Here is a 17,691-nt window from a genome sequence, read left to right on the forward strand (position 1 = left end):
CGTCTAATTCAGGCGGGTGAGTTCCGTTTCGACTTCCTCCCAGGCTTCCATCAGTTCTTCGAGTTCCGCCTGTCGGGCCGTGCGCTCGGTCTCGAGTCGGCGAACACCCTCCGGAGCGGTGCGGTCGTAGAAGGCGGGGCCGGCGAAGATCGCGTCGATCTCGGCGATCCGGGTCTCGGCGGCTCCGATGCTGGCGGTGATCCTGTTACGCTTCGTGCGGAGAGCCCCGCCCCGGTAGCGGTTCCTGTTCCCCCTGGGAGTGGCCGTGCCGGCGTTGCGCCGCCCCGCGGACTCGCCCGGAGGGTCGCTGGCGCCGCGAGTTTCGGCCGCCGAAGCGCGGGCCGCCCGCTTTTCCCTCCGAGCCCGGAGCACGACCGTGTCCACGTCGAGGTGGTCGTCCCCGCAGTAGTGGACGTATTCCTCGTAGCTGCCGCGGAAGTCGCGGATCCCCTCCTCGGATATCTCCACGATCCGCGTCGCGAGTTGCGAGACGAACCAGCGGTCGTGCGAAACGAGGACGACAGTCCCGTCGAACGACCGGAGCGCCTCGACCAGCGACTCGATGGACTCGAGGTCGAGATGGTTGGTGGGCTCGTCGAGGACGAGCACGTTGGGCCGCTCGATCGCCATGCGGCAGAAGACCAACCGCGCCGCCTCTCCCCCCGACAGCTGGCCGAGCCGCTTCTTCGCGTCGTCGCCGGAGAAGAGGACGCGCCCCATCTCGCCGCGCACGAAGCCGAGGGTCCGCCCCGCGCAGAAGCCGGCGATCCAGTCCTCCGCCGTCTGTCCCGGTGACTCGAAGCGGGCCTCCTGGTCCTGCGCGAAGTAGCCCGGCCAGGTCTCGTAGCCCCACGCCACCCGGCCCGCGTCGGATGCGAGTTCGCCCATGATGATCTTGAGCAGCGTGGACTTGCCGATCCCGTTCGGTCCCATGATCGCGAGGCGATCGCCGCGATCGAGCGTGAGGTCGACGCCGTGCAGAACTTCGTTGTCGCCGAACGCCTTCTTCACCCTTTCCACCTCGATCACGGTGCGCCCGCTCGGGCGCCGCGACTCGAAGCGGAACCCCGGATAGCGGCGCGAGCTGACCGGGAGCGGTTGCAGCGTCCCCGCCTTTTTCTCGATCAGCCGCAGTTTGCTCTGCGCCTGCCGCGCCTTGCTCGCCTTGGCCCGGAAACGGTCCACGAACTCGCGGTGGTGGGCGATCTCCCGCTCCCGCTTCGCGAGTTCCTTTTCGCGCCGGTCCCGGTCTTCTTTCTTTCGAATCAGATAGTCGTCGTAATTCCCTGGATAGACGGTGACTGTTTCATAGTCGATGTCTAGAATATGCGTCGCGACATTGTCCAGGAATCGGTGGTCGTGGGAGATGACGACGATCGCCCCCTTGAACTCGCGCAGGAATTTCTCGAGCCAGCGGATCGAGAGGATGTCGAGGTGGTTCGTGGGCTCGTCGAGGAGGAGGACATCCGGCGCGCCCGCGAGGATCTGCGCCAGCAGCACCCGGAGCTTGAAGCCGCCGGAGAGGGTCGAGAGAGGCCGGCGGTGGATCTCGCTGGGGAAGCCGAGGCCCTCGAGGATCTCGCCGGCGCGAGCCTCCGCGGTGTAGCCGTCGTGTCGCTGGAAGGTCTCCTCGAGTTCCGAGAACCGGTCGGCGTCGAAGGCCCCGTCTTCCTCCGCGATCAGAGCCTCGCGCTCGACCATCGCCCGCCAGAGTTCGGGGTTTCCCATGAGCGAGACGCCGAGGATCGGGTCGTCCTCGTACAGGAAGTGGTCCTGCCGGAGGACGCCGAGCCGGAGTCGCTTCGGCACGCTGACGGAGCCCTCGGTCGGATCTTCGGTGCCGCCGAGGATGTTGAGCAGCGTCGTCTTGCCGGAGCCGTTGGCGCCCACGAGTCCGTAGCACTCGCCGGGGTTGAGCAGAAAGGTCGCGTCGCCGAAGAGGACCTGGCCTCCGAACGCCTTCCCCAGGCCCGAGACGGTGATCATCGACGGCGAGAGGTTGCCGGCGGCTCCCGCCGCCCGCGGACGGAATCCCGGTTCAGCAGGACACGCAGTTGTGGTTGTTCTTCGAGCCGAGGCTCTCGAGCAGCGCCACCGCCTCCGGGAAGGGCTGCGTGCGCTGGTAGGGGCCGTTCGCCATGTCGGCGGTCGTCTGGCCGACGCGGCTCACGGCGGTGACGTCCGCGCCGTGTTCGACGAGGAACCGAATCACCTCCAGGTCGCCGCGAGAGGCCGCGTTGTGGAGCGGCGTGTAGCCCTCCTCGTCCCGCTGGTTCACGTCCGCGCCCAGTTCCTCGACGAGATAGCGCACGGCGGGCAGCCAGCCGTCGGGGACGTACCGGTGCGCGTTGCTGGGGAAACCCTGGCCGTAGCCGATTCCGGTCGCGGCATGAATGGGATAGTCCGCCGGCCCGCCCACCGGAACGGGCGGCACTCCGGACAGGTCCCGCTTCTCGCGGTCCCAGGCGGGGAGGCTCCGAGGCGGCACCCTGATCGTGGCGAGGTCGGGGTCCGCTCCGTACTCGACGAGCAGCTTCATGGCCTCCACGTCGAGCGCGTAGGCGGCGCGCCAGAATGCGGTCGCGCCCTTCAGGTCGATCTGGAGGAGGTCGAAGTTGTAGGAGACCCACCACAGGTGCTTCTCGAGGCGCGCGTCGGGGTCGACGCCCGCGTCGAGCAGGCGCCGCATGACGTCGAGATAGCTGTGTCGCTGCTGGCCGTAGGCGTGCTGCTGCGGATAGCGAGACTTCGGCGCCCATTGGGCGTTGAGGGCCGCGAACAGCGGCGTCGTGCCGGCCGCGGAGGCGAGTCCGGGGTCGGCGCCGGCCTCGAACAGCTCCATGGCGAGGTCGAAGTGACCGTTGATCATCGCGATGAGCATGGGGCTCGTGTGGTCGCCTCCGCTCGCCTGGTTGATGTCCGCCCCGCCCTCAAGCAACGCGCGGACGGTGCCGGCGTGGCCCTCGCGCGCTGCGTGGAGGAGAGCGGTCATCCCGCCGTGACCGCCGATCAGGTCGCCGTAGCCGAGGGGTTCGGGCTCCTCGATCGGGCGCTCGTAGTCGTTCTCAGCCTCGTCCGCCTCGAGGCGCGCGCCCGGGGCGTCACGCCCCGCCGCCAGCGGCCGGTCGGAGGGGGCGGGGCGGGGCGGCACCTCGGGCGCCTCCTGCCCGCGCATGCGCGCGCTGCGGGCGCGCCGGTCCGCCTGCGACCACTCTGCCATGGCCGTGATGTCGGTCACCCAGGTGGCGAGGTTCGGGTCCGCGCCGCCCTCGAGGAGCGCCCGCACGGCCTCCTCGCGGCCGCGGGCCGCCGCGTACATGAGCGGGGTCTGGCCCCAGCGCCGTTCGCGGGCGTCGGTCTCTCCGTCGTGTTCGAGCAGGAGGCGGACGGCTTCCGCCGCGCCGGCCCCGGCCGCGAGGTGCAGCGGGGTCGCGCCCCCGACGTCCTCGGTCGTCGCGGTCTGGCGTGCGCCGGCGGCGAGGAGCAGGCCGACGACCTCGGCGCTCCCGACTTCGCTCGCGAGGTGGAGCGCCGTGTAGGCCCCGATGCGCGTCGTCGCGGCCACATCCGCGCCCGCCCCGAGAAGCAGGTGGGCGAGCGCGACGTTCGAGGCGCGCGCGGCCCAGTGGAGCGCCGTCATCCCGTCGCCCTGCGGCGCGCTCACGTCCGCGCCGTCGGCGAGCAGCGCCTCCACCCGCGCCATGTCCCCCGCCATCGCCGCGTCCGCGACCGGTGAGTCCGGCGCATGTCCCGCGGTCAGCAGCGTCGCCAGGAGCGCCGCCAGGAGCCCGGCCGCCGGCAGCCGCACCGCCGCGCCGTGCCGCACCCGCTCGCCGCGCCGCACCCGCTCGCCCCGCCTCACGATCCGGCCGCGCTCGTGTCGGGAGCGGAGAGCGACAGCGCCCCCGTGCTGTCCCCGAAGTGGTCGGCGTCCTCCACCCCGAGCGCGTGCATGAGCGAGAGCATCGCGTTCGCCATCGGCGTGCCGGGCGCGGCCCGCACGTGCATGCCTCCGTCCAGCTTCCCGTTCGCCCCGCCCGCCACGAACAGGGGGCAGCGCTTGTGGTTGTGCACGTTCGGGTCGCCCATCGGCGAGCCGTAGACGACCATCGTCTTCTCGAGCAGGTCCGTCTCCCCGTCCATCGTGTTCCGGAGCCGGTCGAGCAGGTAGGGGACCATCGACACGTGGAAGCGGTTGATCTGCGCAAAGTCGTCGATGTTCCCCTCGTCGGCCCCGTGGTGGGAGGCCGGGTGGAACGGCTTGTCGACGCCGCTCTCCGGGAAGACCCGGGCCGAGGAGTCACGCCCCAGCTTGAACGAAAACACGCGCGTCATGTCCGACTCGAAGGCGAGCGCCTGGAGGTCGAACATCAGCTGCACGTGGTCGACGAACGAGTCGGGCACGCCGGCCGGCGCCTCGGGCAGCGTCCGCTCCTCACCGCTCCGGTTCTGCGCCTCCACGCGCTGGATGCGGCGCTCGATCTCCCGCACGTTCTCGAGGTAGCGGTCCAGTCGATTGACGTCGTTCGGGCCGAGTTCCCGGCGCAGTTCGCCGATGCGGCCGGCGATGAAGTCGAGCACGCTGCGGTTCGCCCGCCGCCGCGCGGCGCGCTCTTCCGAGCTCCCCCCGGCCCCGAACAACTGGTCGAAGGCGATCCTCGGGTCGCGGATCATGGGGAGCGGCTCCGTGGGCGACTTCCAGCTGATCGTGTCGGTGTACACGCAGGCGTACCCGTACGCGCAGCCACCCGACTGGTCGACGTTCTCGATGCAGAGCTGCATGGAGGGGATCGGCGTGTCCTGCCCGAACCGCTGCGCGTAGATCTGGTCCAGCGACGTCCCGGCGAAGATGTCGGAGCCTTCCGTCTGCCGCGGGTGCGACTGGGTCAGGAAGGTCGCGCTGGAACGGAAGTGGTCGCCGCCGATCTCCTTCGGGATCCTCGCCTCCGCCGACGCCACGTCGGTATCGCTGATGATCGTGAGCCGGTCGCGGAACGGTTCGAGGGAGGCGAGCGCCCCCGTGCTCAGGTCGAAGTCTCGTCCCGCCTCGAGCGGCGACCAGTAGCCGCGCGACGCCCCGTACGCGGTCGAACCGGCGGCGCCGTGCACCATCTCGATGCAGATGAGACGCGTCGGATCGTTCGGGCGGATCGAGCCCCAGAGCCGTCCCGCGGGAACCATGGCGTCCAGCATCGGGAGCGCCATCGTGGCGCCCACTCCCCGAAGGAAGGTCCGGCGCGGAATGTATTTCCCCGTGATGATGTCCATCGGCTCCTCTAGTTCCCGCTGCCGGCGTCCGGTTGTTCGATCCCCTGCTCGACGACGGCCCCGCTCCGGCTCATGAGGAACGCCGGGCTCTGCGCCACACCGAGGATGAAGGCGGACATGCGATAGTCATCGGCCTCCGCGCGCCGTGTGATCTGACGGATGGTCGGCATGTCGAAGTACTCGACCCGGCGCCCCAGCGCGTAGGCCATGAGATTCTCGGTGAACGTCCTCGCCAGCGACTCGCGCCGGGAGAGGAGGGCGGTCCGCAGGTCCGCGGGGCCCGACAGCGGCGTGCCGTCGTACAGTTCGCCGCTGGGATCGACGGCGCGCCCGCTGTCGTTGATCCGGTGGGCACCCGTCACGTCGAAGTTCTCGAGCGCGAGCCCGAGCGGATCGATGACGCGGTGGCACGACCGGCAGGCCGGGCTCGCGCGGTGCATCTCCAGCCGCTCTCGCACGGTCAGGAAGCGGCCCTCCTCCGCCTCCTCGATCGCCTCGAGATCCGGTACGTCCGGTGGCGGCGGCGGCGGCGGCGTCCCGAGCAGCACCTCCATGACCCACTTGCCGCGCAGCACCGGCGAGGTGCGGTTCGCGTGCGAGGTCGAGGTCAGGATGCTCCCGTGCCCCAGCACGCCGCGGCGGCTCTCGTCGGGATAGGCGATCTTCCGGAAGTGCGTCCCGGCCACGCCCGAGATCCCGTAGTGCCGCGCGAGTCGCTCGTTCACGAACGTGTAGTCCGCCGTCAGCAGCTCGAACACGCTGCGGTCCTCGCGCACGAGGTGCTCGAACAGCAGTTCCGTCTCGCGCCGCATGTCGGCGGCGAGCTGCTCGTAGAAGTCGGGGAAGCGCAGCGCGTCCGGGTGCACGTTGTCGAGGTCCTGGAGGCGCAGCCACTGCGCGGCGAAGCGCGACGCCAGCCCCTCGGCCCCGGGGTGCGCGAGCATCCGCCGCACCTGCGTCTCGACCCCCGCCTCGTCGGACAGCCCGCCCGTCCGCGCGGCTTCGATCAGCGCGTCGTCGGGCGGCATCCCCCACAGGAAGAAGGAGATCCGCGAGGCGAGGTCGAGCGGCGCGATCCGGTACAGGCCGTCCGCCGCGTCCCCCGCCTCTCCGGCCGGCGGTTCCTCGAAGCGGAAGATGAAGTCCGGGCTGGCGAGGATCCCCTGGAGCACCGTGCGCACCCCCATCTCGAAGCCCCCGTCGCCGGTCCCCGCTTCGTACAGGGCCATGAGCGGATCGATGTCACCGGCGTCGACGGGCCTGCGGTACGCCTGGCGCGCGAGCCTCTCCACGATCTCGCGGGCGCAGCGCGCTTCCGCCTCGGGGTCGCTCGCTTCGGGGTCCCCCGCTTCGGGCCGGCAGGTGAGAATCCGGGCGCGGGTCGGGGTCTCGGAGATCCCGGTGACGCCGAACGGGCCGCGGACCGTGAGGTCGCGCAGGTGGGCGACGACCGTGATCCCGTGCGAATAGCCGATCTTCTTGTCCGCGAGGCTCCATTCGTGCGGCGACACGAGGTCTTCGATCGGCCCGTCGAAGCGCTTGATGAAGGCGGCCGCCACCCGGTGCGGGCCCGCCGTCACGTGGATCGGCTCCGTCTCGACCTGGACCCCGTTCGGGTCCTGGCGGTGCATCCAGCGGTCGATGTCGATCAGGGCCATGCGTTCGCCGTCGATCGAGAGTTCGACCTGCTCGTCGAACGGCGTCGTCTGTCCGAAGAAATTACCGGTGGACTCGTGCTGGAAGGCGAGGCGGAAGACGTAGTCGCCGTCCGCCACGAAGTTGTGCACGACCGCGATCCCGCCCCGCGTGCCGATCGGCGTCCCCGGGACGTGCTGCCGCTGCTCGGCGTAGCGCGACACCTCGTACTCGGTCTCGCTCGGCGTCAGGGAGAGGTCCCCGAGCGCCAGCCGGCTGATCTCGCCCGCCGCGGTCAGATACCCCTCGAGCAGCGTCGCGGAGAGGTTCTGCACGTCCGCGATGTTGTCGAAGCCCGCGCTGATCGTCTCGTTCGGGAGGTAGGCGGAGGCGTCGACCTCGAGCCCCAGCAGGGCGCGGATCGAACGCTCGTATTCCGCCCGGTTCAGACGCTGGAAGGAGCGGGCGCCGGGGTCCGGGCGGGCGGCGGCCGCGGCGTCGACCCGCGCCTCGAGCGTCATGGCGAGTTCGAGCAGGTCCTCTGCGGGCGGGCGCTGGATCCCGGGCGGCGGCATCATCCCCGCCCGCAGCTTGCGGATCATCTTCTCCGCCGTCTCCGCCTCGAGGTGGGCCGTCTCCACGACGAACCGTTCGAGAGACATGTTGCCCAGCAGCCGCCTGTCGTTATGGCAGTTCGTGCAGACCTGGCTCACGATCGTCTGCGGGATCGTGTCCGGGACGAGGCCATGCGCGTGCGCCACCGGAGGGGCGAAGCACGACCACCCGCCGGGAAGGGCGGCGATCAGCCCCCAAAGCGCGACGCAGGACAGCGCAACCAGGAGTTTCTTCATGTGATTCGCCCGTCCCTCTCGGCCCCGACGCGACCTAACCCTTCAATATAGGACGGCGGACGCGATCCCGCCCTAGCCGTCGCCGCCCCCGGCGGACCCGCCCCGCGCGGCCGAGGCCCGCTTGCGGAGGCGATACATCCCGAGCGTGAGCAGGGGGAGGACGAAGATGAAGAGGAAGGCCCAACTCAGGGCGCCGAAGCCCGTGGCGATGAGGTCGATGATCCCGAATCTGGAGAGAGCGGAGGCGAGGAGCAGGAGGATGACGGCGACCGCCGGCCGCACCGCCGCCGGCATGTGGGCCTTCCGCGCCGCGAACACGCCGTCGATCCGTTCGTTGAAGGCGTGGATCAGGCCGGTCCCGGACTCGATGAGGGTGCCGAAGAGCACGACCTGAAACGCGATCTGGAACCCGCGGGACCCGAGCAATTCGAGCAGGTGATTCGCCGGCACGGGACGGTCCAGAATGCCCGGGTACTGCCCGCTCATCGCCACGAAGAAGAGAATGGCGGGGATCATCGCGATCGGCCCCGTCAGCGCGCCCGCCCACAGCGCCTCCCGTCGCCGCCGGATGTGTCGTGTGGCGAAGAGCATCGCCGGCACGAGCGAGAGCTGGAGCACTCCGTACCGGAATCCCGACAGCGCCCAGCCCTCGCGTACTTCGCCCGACCCCAGCGCGGCTCCGATGCTGCCCCCGAAACGGCTGATCGCCCAGGCGAAGAAGACGATGTAGACGCCGTACAGGAGGAACGACCAGCCCGAGAAGAAGCGCTCGATCGTTCCCGTCCCCCGGAAGACGAGGAAGCCGATGGTGAGGAGGAGTCCGACGACCCCCACCCAGTACGGCAGGCCGAACGTTTCGAGAAGCAAGGTCCCCGCGGCCGATCCGATCACGGCCAGGATGAGGAGCACGGCGCACAGGAAGCCGATCTCGTAGATGAACCAGCCGCGCCCGAGCAGCCGCTGGAAGAAGGTCCGGTAATCGTACGTTCCGAAGACGCGCACGAACTCGAACGAGGCCATCGACGTGAGGCTCACCAGAAGCATCGACGGGAGGAGCATGCCGAGCAGCCCACCCAGCGGTCCGAAGCGGAGGAAGAACTCGACGAGCTCCCGTCCCGTCCCGTAGCCCCCCGCGATGATGATGGACTGGAACACGAACCCCGGCAGCAGGTACCGCCGAAACCACGAAGTCATCCGCTCATCCTGACCTTCCAACGTCCTGAACCTGGCCACGAGGGTGCCGGAGCGGCTCACGGCGATACTCGACCAGCGCCGACCGGCCGACGATCTCGAGTGCCCGGATCCAACGCTCGCTCCCGTCGCCGTCCTCCAGGTGAAGTTCAGCGCCCGGCCGAATGTACACCGACCGCTGCAGTTCCCCAGTGACCTCTCCAGTGACCTCTCCATTGACGGCGATATTCTCCGCCCGGATGCGTGCCGCGCCGAGCGCCGTGTCGAACGGCGCGACGAACGCGGACGAAGAGCCGCCGCCAGTGATGGTCAGACGCCCCGCCAGGCCCGGAATGTCACCGGAACCCTGCGGGAAGATGACGCCGCCGCCTCCCGGGAGCCGGGCGAGGTCGACGGCGATCGCCCGCTCCGCCGGGAGCCATTCGCGCTCCAGCCGTGCCTCGAAGCCGGGAGCGGCCACGAACAATGTCAGTGGCAGCGTCAGCGGCAGACTCGGTAGCAGATGACGAGCGTCCAGGTCGAGGATCGCCTCGCCCCGCGCATCGGTCCTCGCGGACTTCCACCTCACATTCGGATGATTCGGAGACACCACAAGGATGTCCGCAGCAGCGACAGGCCGCCCTCCCGAGAGTACTTGAACGACGCCGGCCCCATCACGCAGGGCCGCGGCCCGGACCATCCGCCACGGCAGGAGTTCGCCATCGGCCCACCGCTGGCGCTCATCGCCGCCGTACACGACGACGGGATCGCTGGCGGGCGGCTCCGGGAGGTGGTCTCGCACGCGCCGGACGGTGCGCAACATGTCCGGTGAGGGCGCACCCGCGGCCCTCGCCTCGAGCAGGGTTCGTCCCCTCGCGTTCTCGATCACCAGATCCGCCTCGACGCCGTTCCGGTCCCGATAGAAGGTCAAGCCCCGCTGTCCCAGACCTAGATTGGTCCGGTTCTTCAACGCTTCCGAGACTACCCAGGTCTCGAAGATGGGGCCGCGCAGCGGATGGGTACGAAGCTGGCGCAGTTCGTGGATCCCCAGGAGCCAGCAGAGCAGGCCGGTGTCGCAGAAGTAGAGCTTCGGTGCCTTCACGAGACGCTTGCGGATGTTGCCGTGGAACGCGGGCAGACGGAAGACGATGACGCTCGTCTCGAGGACGTCGACCCACTGCCTGGCCGTCGGCCGGGATATGCCACAGTCGTTGGCAAGCGAAGAGTAGTTGAGGAGTTGGCCCGTGCGGCTTGCGCACGATCCGACGAATCGTTGAAACGTCGCGAGGTCGCCGACGTTCAAGATCGTTCGAACGTCGCGCTCCAGATACGTACCGATGTACTCGCGGAGGAAGGCAGTCGGATCGAGTGCATGATCGAGGATTCGCGGATAGCCCCCGGTGAAGATCGCTTCATCGAGACTGGCGGGGGGGTGGGCGAAGCGTCGGATTTCTCCCCATGTCAGCGGCAGCAGTTCGTGTAGTTCGGTGCGCCCGGCCAGCGATCGGCTGATGGACTCCAGGAGGAGCAGGTCCTGGGAGCCGGCGAGGATCCAGCGGCCGGGCGCCGGGTCGTCGTCAACGATGCCCCGCAGGTGGGACAGCAGGTCCGGCGCGCGTTGGATCTCGTCAATAACCGCGCCCTCCGGGAGTTCGCCGAGGAAGCTGCGTGGATCGTCGAGCGCGAAAGCCCTCGCGTCCGGCCCTTCGAGCGTCCGGTAGGCATGCCCGGGGAACAGAGCCCGGCACAGCGTCGTCTTCCCACTTCGCCTCGGCCCCGTGAGCGTGACGACGGGCGTGGTCGCCGCGGCCCGTCTGAGCAACGGCGCGAGATCTCGAGCGATCATGGGTGAGTCAGCGCCCCTGTGTCGACTTATGCCAATTGCAAGTCTGATCTTCAATTGGCATAACGCTCTACAGGGGGTCACGCAACACCCACGGGCACGAACCACACTCGCGTTCGCTCGGGTTGCCCCTCGGTTGCCGGGCGGAGCGGCTACCCCGGGCCCGGCTTTGCGAGTCCGTCGCGCCAGGTCGCGAGCGGGATTGGACTCGGCCGTCGCTCGCGTATCGAGGAGGACAGCAACTCCAGCACACGCATCGAGATGCCGCCCAGGCGCTCGCGCCACCGCTGGCGGCGTTCCTCCGCCGGCTCTCGGCAGCGCGCGAGATCGGGCTCGAGTATGCGCTCTCCGATCTCGCGGACGAGACCGGGCGCGCTCGTGATGAGCACGACCTCCGGCTGCATGCGAAAGCTCACATAGTCGAAGTTCGCCGAACCGAGCACGACCGAGTCGTCGATCCGCATCACCTTGGCGTGCGTCATGGGTCCGGGCAGCATGAGGACCTCGAAGCCTTCGCGTCGCGAGGCGTCGAGCGTGCCCCATTTCATCACGGCCCGGTTGTGCGCCTCCGGCATCATCACCGTGACGTGTACGCCGCGGCGCTGCGCCCGGCCGAGGGCGCTCCAGAACGGCTCGCTGACATACGGGCACTGGACGACGATCCGGTGCGTCGCCCGGTCGAGCGCGCGGGAGACCGCGTCGCGCAGCCCGGCATTGCCCCGGCCTTCTCCGATCACGATCTCATCGCCGTCGATCTCCGCCGCGGCCACCCGGTCGTCTCCCCGCCACGTGTGCTCGAAGTCCTCGCGCAGGAACGCGGCGACCCCCGGGCTTTCGATGCGGATCATGAAGTCGTGCCAGGCGAAGTTGTGGTCGCTGAAGTTGATCCCGCCCAGGTAGGCGATCCGGTCGTCGATGGCGATGAGCTTCTTGTGGTTGCGGGCGATGAGTCGGTGAAACCGCCGGCCCACCGGCCAGGTGAACCTCACGGGCACCCCGCCGCGCTCCAGCCGGTCACACATGTCGCCGGTGGCCGCGACCTCACGCTGGAGGACCGCGTCGCGGCGTGCGGCCGGCAGACCGATGAAGCGGTCGTTGATCAGGTACTTCGTCACGGCGTCCACGACGATGCGCTTTCGGGGCGCCGCGCAGGCCAGCAGGGCCTCCGCCAGACCCAGCCCGGCCGCGTCGCCCTCGAACGAGAGCGTCTGCACGTAGACATAGTCCCGCGCCGCGCGGATGTCGCGTTCGAGGTGCTCCCAGAACTCGCGGCCGCCGAGGCAGAGTCTCATCGAACGAGATGTGGGCTCGCCCGTCCCTTTCGCGCCGCCCATCCCATTCACGTCGCCCACCCGTTCACGCAGCCGCGCCTTTCTCGTCCGCTCGGACGCCATGTACGTGTCGCCGCGCCTCGACGAGCAGCACGAACGCTCCCAGGATCGTCCCGAAAAACGTCGTGAGCAGCCGCCAGCCGACCACCCACAGCACCGTCACCTCGGCGAGCAGCACCCGATTCATCAGAAGCCCCGTCGAGGCCTCGGCGATGCCGGAGGCACCCGGCGTCGGCGAGAAGTAGAGGACGATGTGCTGAAGAAGCTGGAGTCCCATGAAGGAGAGATCGACCGGCCCCTGGAGCGCCGTCGCGAGGACGTAGCCCATGAAATATTTGTTGAGGAAGAGCAGGGCGGTCGCGGAGCACACCCAGACGAGCGTCACTTTCCCGCGCGACGCGACCGCCCGGATCCCGCAGGCCAGACGCTCGACCTCACGGCTCAGTAGACGTCGGCCCGCCGCCGCCCAGCGCCGGACCCGCGTTCCCCGTCTCGAGACCGCGCTGAGGGAGCGTCGAATCAGCCGAACCGTACCCCGCTGCGCGACGACGGCCGAAGTGAGCAGACCCGCCAGCGCCGTGATGACCGCCACCGTGATGACGAGCGCGACCAGCACGCCTCGGGACAACGCCTCGGGCGGCACGCACGCCAGAGCGGCGAGACCGCCGAGCGCGAAGAAGAGCAGCGTGGCGACGAACGTCAGGATCGAGGCGAGAATCGCTTCGGACAACCGCGCCCCGCGCCTGCACAGCACGTAGAACTGCGCGGCACCGCCGCCCGTCTGCGCCGGCGTGATCGCGCCCAGCAGCATGTTCGCCCAATTCGCTCGCATACAGTGCCAAAGCGAGACGTGCGAAAAGACACGGCCGTCGAGAAGCAGTCGATACCGGAGGCCGCCGAGCGTGAAGTCGACCGCCAGCAGCGCCAGCAAGGCAATGACGAAGGCCGGCGTGATGCGGGCGAGGATGCTGCCGAGTTCCAACGGAGGGCGCCATCGGATGAGCGCCGCGAACCCCAGCAGCGTGAGCCCGCCGAACGTGAGGCCGCCAACGATCAGCTTGCCTCGCGTCGGCATGGTGGGGCTTGGTTGGGGACTCGCCACTCGTCCTTCTTCTTCTGCTGCCGTGGTTTATGCGCGCACAACACTATCGGCGCGGGGGCCGGCGGGGGAGGGCCGTGACATTCGGCGGGCGGGTCGTGAGCCGCGCGGCGTGGCCGCTCGCTTCTACATGCCGGCGCGGCCGATCGACTCGCGGATCTTCTCGACCGTCAGAGCGGTCCGGTAGGCCTGCAGCTTGCGGCCGATCTCGATCGTCTTCTCCTTCGGGGCGATGGGAACGCCGTTGATCTTCGCGAGTCCCGCCTTCACGCGCTGCTCGTAGCGGACGACGGTGGGGTCGACGGTCATCATCAGGCTCGTGATCCCGAAGCTGTCGTGGATCCCATCGTTCTCCGTCTCCACGATCCCCAGCTCGGATTCGAGGAAGTCCCCGCCCCCGTAGCGGTAGTACTCGGGGATGTGGTGGGCGTGCGCGTCGTCCCAACGCTCGTTGAGACGGGCGGCGACGTTGGCCATCCCCTGCACGTTCCCGCCGCTGTCGCCGATGAAGATGATGTGCTCGAAGCCGTGCGCGCGGAGGCTGGAGGCGACGTCATCGAGCACGGCCTCGAACGTCTCCTGTCGGAGCGAGATCGTGCCGGGGTAGCGCATGTGGCTCGACGGCTCGTCGATGTCCCCCTCCGGGACGAGCTTCATGATCGGCGCGCAGAGCGCCTTGCCCAGTTCGCGGGCGATGGCCTCGCACGTCCCCTGGAGGACGTAGTTGTGCTTGCCGGTCGCGACGTAGGGTCCGTTCTGCTCGATCCCGCCGGTGGAGACGATCGCGATGTTGTAGCCGTCCGCCATCATGTCGCGGACTTCCATCCACGTGAGTTCCTCGATCCAGATCGAGTCGAACATCTCGATCGGCCGCTCGGAGACGAGTTCGGTGTCGATCCGGGCCTCGTACTCGGCCATGACGCGGGCGCGCTCCTCCGGCGTCATTTCGCGGTTCTGGGCCGCGCCTCCTGCGGGGAGCGCCAGGGAAATCGCCGCGATGGTGAGAAACACGGTCAACGCGGTCAATACAGGGCGGGCGTCCTTCATCGTCCTCCTCCTGTTTCTTTTCGCCGGACCACCAACCATCGACAGCGGAAGCCAGGGGCCCGAGCATGAGCGGCGGTCCGCACGCGCCGCCGGAGAGCGAATGTCCGCCCGACGGAAGCACGCGGGCAAGGGTGCAGCTAGGGTCCGAGGATGAGGTCGAAGGCGTCGAGCGGGTCCACCAGCTTGTCCCGCAGCGCCTCGGCGAGCGCGGAGGGCGTCAGGTCGCCGTCGGAGCTGGCCTCGAAGGCGACGCGCGGGAGCTCCAGCACCCGGACGCGCCGCCCGGACACGTGGAACACCTGGTTCCGGGCGGGGCAGCCGGTCTCCGCGAGCCACGCGACGAGATGGGCGATGTGCTCGGGCCCGAACGGGTCGTACCCCGTCTCGTCGGGTCCGCCCAGCTGATCGGCGCCGGACATGCCCGCCACCATGCGCGTGCGCGCCGAGGGCGAGATCACGTTGGAGCGCACGCCGTAGGGGAACCCCTCGATGGAGAGGACCCTCGAGAGGCCGACGACGCCCATCTTCGCGGCTCCGTAGTTCGCCTGGCCGAAGTTGCCGCACAGGCCGGAGGAGGAGGTCGTGTGGATGACGGAGGCCCGGCGCGGCCGGCCCGCCTTCGCCTCGGCACGCCACCAGGCGAGCGCGTGCCGGCTGGGCGCCGCGTGTCCCTTGAGGTGGACATCGACGACCGCATCCCATTCCCGCTCGGACATGTTGAAGAGCGCGCGGTCGCGGAGAATCCCGGCGTTGTTCACGAGGATATCGAGCCCGCCGAAAACGTTGACCGCGTGCGAGATCAGATCGCGGGCCTCATCCCAGTTCGAGACGTCGTGCCCGCTGGGGACGGCTTCGCCGCCGGCCGCCCGGATCTCCTGGCACACGGCCTCGGCGGGTCCGCCATGCGCGCCCTCGCCCGCGATGTTCACGCCGAGGTCGTTCACCACGACGCGCGCGCCGCCCGCCGCGAGGGCGAGCGCGTGCGCCCGTCCGATGCCGCGGCCCGCACCCGTGACGATCGCGATGCGCCCCGCCAGGCGGCTCACCGCGCGTCGTCCCGCCGAGTCACCGAGCGGCCGCGGGCCATCAGCCGTCGATCCGCCGGCAGGCGGCTCCGAAGCGGCGGATCCCTTCGTCCAGTTCCTCCTCGGTGATGAGGAGGGAGGGGCCGATCCGGATCACCTGTCCGTTGAGTCCGCCCCGGCCGATCAGGAGGCGCTCCTCGCGCGCGGCTTCGAGCAGGGCTCCGGCGCGGTCACCGTCCGGCGTCTTCCTTGCGCGGTCCGTCACGAGTTCGACGCCCTGCATGAGGCCCAGGCCGCGCACGTCGCCGATCCAGGTGTGCGCGCTTCGCAGCGCCTCGAGCCCGGCCCGCAGTTGCGCCCCGCGTTCCGCGGCGCGGGCCGGGACGTCCTCGCTCCTCATCACCCCGAGCGTGGCCCGCAGCGCCGCCATCGAGATCGAGTTCCCCCCGTAGGTCGAGATCGACGGGCCCTGCCACGCCTCGGCGATTTCGGGGCGGGTGACGGTCGCTCCGACCGGATAGCCGTTCGCGATCCCCTTGGCCATCACCATGATGTCCGGCTCGACGCCCCAGTGCTCGATCCCGAACCAGTGCTCGCCCGTGCGGCCGAACCCGGCCTGCACCTCGTCGCCGATGAAGAGGCCGCCGTAGCTCCGGATGACCTCGGCCGCCCGCTGGAAGTAGTCCGGCGGCGGCACGATGACGCCCGCCACGCCCTGGATCGTCTCGGCGAAGAAGGCGGCCGGCTTCCCGCCGGTCGTCGTCTCGATGACCTCCACGAGGTCGTCGATGAAGAAGTCGGTCGCCTCCGGGCCCCCGCCGACCGGCGACCGGTAGGCGTACGGGGAGCGGGCGTGGACCACGCCGTCGGTGCCCCCGCCCGGAAGCCGCCACGCGCCCTGCGCGGTCATGTGGCTGGTCAGCGTGCTGCGCCCGGAGTACGAGAGCCGCAGCGCCACGATCTCGTGCCGGCCCGTGTACAGCCGTGCCGTCGCGACCGCGGCCTCCACCGCCTCCGTGCCGCTGTTCGTGAAGCAGGTCGTCCTCAGCGATCCCGGCGTGATCTCGGCGAGCGCGCGCGCGGCCTCGATCTGGCCTTCCGTCACGTAGAGGGCGGAGGTGTGTCCGAGCCGCTCCATCTGGTCGCGCACCGCGTCCAGCACGGCCGGGTTACAGTGGCCGACCGACGTCGTGAGGATGCCCGCGAACAGGTCGAGGTATTCGTCCCCATCCACGTCCCGCACCCACACGCCCTCTCCCTCGGAGAGCGCGAGGGGCTCGCTGTAGTAGGGACGGACCCAGGGGAAGAGATAGTCGGCCTGCGCCGCGGTCAGGGCTCGGGCTCGGGACTCCGTTTCGGGGGCGGTCTGTACGCTGCTCAAGGGACTCTCCTGCGCTGTTCGGTCAACTCCATCGTCATCGTCATGTCAATCTTCAATCTTCCCTACAATCTTAATCTTCGCGCGCGCGCGAGGCGCCGCCGCAGGCGCCGATTCTACCAGATCCCGGCGCTGGCGCGCCACGGGGGAACGGTCGTGTCAGCCGTCCTTCCAGTCGTAGAAGCCGCGGCCGCTCTTCTTCCCCAGGTGGCCCTCCGCCACCATGCGTTCGAGCAGGGCGGGGGGCTCGAACACCGGCGACTTCAGTGTCTCGTACAGATAGCGTGCGATGTCGAGCCGAACGTCGAGTCCGACCAGATCTCCGAGCTTCAGCGGGCCCATGGGATGGCGGTAGCCGAGCCTCATCGCGGTGTCGATGTCCTCGGGGCTCCCGACGCCCTGCTCGACCATGCGGATCGCCTCGAGTCCGAGTGCGACGCCGAGCCGCGAGGAGGCGAAACCGGGCGAATCGGCGATCACGATCGGCGTCTTCCCCATCCGTTCGGCGGCCTCGCGGGCGCGGGCGACGGTCTCGTCCGAGGTCTCGGCGCCGCGCACGATCTCGACGAGCGCCATGATGTGGACAGGGTTGAAGAAGTGCATCCCGACCACGCGCTCCGCAGATGGGAGCCCATGCGCGAGGTGGCTGATGGAGAGGGAGGAGGTGTTCGTCGCGAGCACGGCGTGATCGGCCGCAGCCTCCGTGCAGGCGAGGAGAATCTTCCGCTTGAGATCGGGCTGCTCCGGCACGGCCTCGATCACGATGTCGACCTCGTCGGCCGCTTCATTCAGGTATCGGGTGAAGGAAAGCGCGTCGAGGACACGCTCCCGTTCATCGGGCGTCACCTTCCCGCGCTGGATCCCCTTCCGGAGATTGGCATCGATCCTGTCTCGCGCCGCGTCGAGCGCCTCCGGCAGGATGTCGAAGAGACGCGTCTCGTAGCCGGCCATGGCCGCGATCTGGGCGATCCCGTGGCCCATGGTGCCGGCCCCCAGGACGGCGAGCGCGGGGCGGAGGGCGGGGGCGTCGGGCCGGGAGGCCAC

The 17,691-nt window shown here is 69.5% G+C and carries 12 protein-coding genes; all 12 read right to left on the bottom strand.

Annotation, left to right across the window (positions count from 1 at the left end; genetic code table 11):
- Positions 1 to 3 precede the first annotated feature (3 nt).
- Complete coding sequence (locus tag ACOQPP_RS01755; RefSeq protein WP_419165476.1) at positions 4 to 1,986, bottom strand: ABC-F family ATP-binding cassette domain-containing protein; 1,983 nt, start codon at positions 1,984 to 1,986, stop codon at positions 4 to 6.
- 52 nt (positions 1,987 to 2,038) lie between these two features.
- On the bottom strand, positions 2,039 to 3,862 hold the full coding sequence (locus ACOQPP_RS01760; RefSeq protein ID WP_419165477.1) for an ankyrin repeat domain-containing protein: 1,824 nt from the start codon (positions 3,860 to 3,862) through the stop codon (positions 2,039 to 2,041).
- Entirely contained in the window at positions 3,859 to 5,268 is a 1,410-nt protein-coding gene (locus tag ACOQPP_RS01765) for a DUF1552 domain-containing protein (RefSeq protein ID WP_419165478.1), read from the bottom strand. Before ACOQPP_RS01765 ends, ACOQPP_RS01760 begins: the two co-directional genes overlap by 4 nt.
- A gap of 8 nt (positions 5,269 to 5,276) precedes the next feature.
- Positions 5,277 to 7,754 carry a DUF1592 domain-containing protein gene (locus ACOQPP_RS01770; RefSeq protein ID WP_420635758.1) on the bottom strand — a complete coding sequence of 826 codons (2,478 nt, stop codon included), beginning with the start codon at positions 7,752 to 7,754 and terminating at the stop codon, positions 5,277 to 5,279.
- Positions 7,755 to 7,826: 72 nt separating this feature from the next.
- Positions 7,827 to 9,008 carry a hypothetical protein gene (locus tag ACOQPP_RS01775; protein WP_420635759.1) on the bottom strand — a complete coding sequence of 394 codons (1,182 nt, stop codon included), beginning with the start codon at positions 9,006 to 9,008 and terminating at the stop codon, positions 7,827 to 7,829.
- Entirely contained in the window at positions 8,953 to 10,746 is a 1,794-nt protein-coding gene (locus ACOQPP_RS01780; RefSeq protein ID WP_419165481.1) for an ATP-binding protein, read from the bottom strand. Before ACOQPP_RS01780 ends, ACOQPP_RS01775 begins: the two co-directional genes overlap by 56 nt.
- Positions 10,747 to 10,919: 173 nt before the next feature.
- Positions 10,920 to 12,059 (bottom strand): phospholipase D-like domain-containing protein, encoded by a 1,140-nt coding sequence (locus ACOQPP_RS01785; RefSeq protein WP_419165482.1) that lies wholly within the window; start codon positions 12,057 to 12,059, stop codon positions 10,920 to 10,922.
- 64 nt (positions 12,060 to 12,123) lie between these two features.
- The gene (locus ACOQPP_RS01790) at positions 12,124 to 13,173 is read right to left on the bottom strand and encodes a lysylphosphatidylglycerol synthase transmembrane domain-containing protein (protein WP_419165483.1); all 1,050 of its coding nucleotides are present in this window, start codon (positions 13,171 to 13,173) and stop codon (positions 12,124 to 12,126) included.
- A 150-nt stretch (positions 13,174 to 13,323) separates the two neighbouring features.
- On the bottom strand, positions 13,324 to 14,244 hold the full coding sequence (locus tag ACOQPP_RS01795; protein ID WP_419165484.1) for a creatininase family protein: 921 nt from the start codon (positions 14,242 to 14,244) through the stop codon (positions 13,324 to 13,326).
- A 137-nt stretch (positions 14,245 to 14,381) separates the two neighbouring features.
- Positions 14,382 to 15,290, bottom strand: a complete 909-nt coding sequence (locus tag ACOQPP_RS01800; protein ID WP_419165485.1) for an SDR family NAD(P)-dependent oxidoreductase — start codon at positions 15,288 to 15,290, stop codon at positions 14,382 to 14,384.
- Positions 15,291 to 15,330: 40 nt separating this feature from the next.
- A complete protein-coding gene (locus ACOQPP_RS01805) occupies positions 15,331 to 16,650 on the bottom strand; it encodes an aspartate aminotransferase family protein (RefSeq protein WP_420635760.1) in 1,320 nt (439 codons plus the stop codon).
- A gap of 156 nt (positions 16,651 to 16,806) precedes the next feature.
- Entirely contained in the window at positions 16,807 to 17,691 is an 885-nt protein-coding gene (locus ACOQPP_RS01810) for a 3-hydroxyacyl-CoA dehydrogenase family protein (RefSeq protein WP_419165487.1), read from the bottom strand.

The organism is Candidatus Palauibacter sp. (genome assembly GCF_965222475.1).
GTDB lineage: Bacteria > Gemmatimonadota > Gemmatimonadetes > Palauibacterales > Palauibacteraceae > Palauibacter.